Genomic DNA, 1605 nt, shown 5'->3' on the forward strand with positions numbered 1-1605 from the left:
ATTTAAGATAGTGGGATTTTCAAGTAATTTTTTTCGCGCTGAAACAGCAATTAGATGTCCTTGTTCTACCGTTAAAAGGCCATTAACCTCAAGATGAACATCAACTAGTAAATAATCACCAGATTTACGGGTCTTAAGATCATGAATATCAATCACGCCGTCCATTGCCAACAGCTGTTTACGAATAGTCGCTAGGGTCTGTTCATCAGCTCCCTTATCCATCAGATCGTTAAACGCTTGATAAGTAAACTTATACCCCATTTTAATAACTAGAACACCAACAATTAAGGCCGCAATAGGATCAAAGATCTTAAAACCACATAAACTAGCAATGATACCAATGGCAACTACTAAAGATGAAGCTGCGTCTGAACGTGCATGCCATGCATTAGCAACTAACATACTTGAATTAACCTTATTTGCCACAAAAAGCATATAACGAAACAGACCTTCTTTAACAATAAGTGATAATAGCGCAACAACCAGAGCAATAATATGCACATCGGGAATTTCAGCTGGATTTAGCATTTTTTCAATCGCTTTCCATATCATGCCCCCGCCAACCACTAACAAAATTGTTCCCAGTACTAAAGATGCTCCATTTTCATAGCGAAAATGGCCATAAGGGTGATCGGCATCCGGTTGTTTATGACTATGTTTATTGGCAATCAACACCACAAAATTTGCCAATAAATCTGATAATGAGTGAAGACCATCAGCAATCAAACCTTGGGAATGTGCCAAAAAGCCGATAATAATTTGCCATAAAGAGAGAAAAAAGTTAACAATGATACTAATGATAGTACTCTTTTTGGCAGCTTTAAATTTTATTTGCTGCTCATCGGAAACAAAAAGTGTGTGTTTTTCTTCGCGGTGTTTAGTCTGTGTCATAATCAAATTCTGAAGTTAATTATTTTTAGTAAAATAAGTAAAAGATGATAGTAAACCTTAAAAACAATATTGTTATTATTAATGCTAATTTTATTCAAAAACAAATATTAATTTACCTTCCTATAATATGACATAAAAAATTATATTTGTCTTGATTTTTCATTTTCATAATCATTTACTTTAATAAAATACAATTGATAATTATTTACTTATTTATTTCTGACACTATCTATAATGAAATAGAAATAATATTTATTTTCAATTAGGATAATTGATTAAAATAACACGCTTATTTTAAATATTTTTTATATTAAGTTAATTATTCCAAATAACGAGCAAATAAAAATATCACGACATCATTTTTTACTATTGCTACAATATAATTAGATAACAATATGATGCGAGGGTATCATGTATAATAAGATCTTAGTTCCTATCGATATTGTTGAAGATGAATTGAATCAAAAAGTGATTAAGCATGTTGAAACGCTGGTCTCATTTAACCAACCTAGCAAACCAGAAATCCACTTCCTATCTGTGCTGCCCGATTTAGAAATATTTTTTGGTATTGAAATTGCGGCCCTACCAGGCCCATTCCCAGTCGAAACGCAACAAACCCATAAAACGTTATGCAGCCATTAGATGAGCTAAAAATACTTCATTTGGAGAAAAATAGCCCAACGATTTTCGTCCCCGAGTATTAAGTATGTGCTC

The 1605-nt window shown here is 32.5% G+C and carries 2 protein-coding genes; one reads left to right on the forward strand and one right to left on the reverse strand.

All coding sequences use genetic code 11. The features are described from left to right. Nucleotides 1-891: cation diffusion facilitator family transporter (locus CBG25_RS05655; protein WP_290605190.1), on the reverse strand; the 891-nt coding region annotated here is incomplete at its 3' end. Nucleotides 892-1302: 411 nt separating this feature from the next. Between CBG25_RS05655 and CBG25_RS05660 the strand changes: the two genes are divergently transcribed. Continuing rightward, complete coding sequence (locus CBG25_RS05660) at nucleotides 1303-1533, forward strand: hypothetical protein (RefSeq protein ID WP_290605192.1); 231 nt, start codon at nucleotides 1303-1305, stop codon at nucleotides 1531-1533. Nucleotides 1534-1605: the final 72 nt, after the last annotated feature.

The sequence above is a fragment of the Arsenophonus sp. ENCA genome, from assembly GCF_002287155.1.
Classification (GTDB): Bacteria; Pseudomonadota; Gammaproteobacteria; order Enterobacterales; family Enterobacteriaceae; genus Arsenophonus; species Arsenophonus nilaparvatae.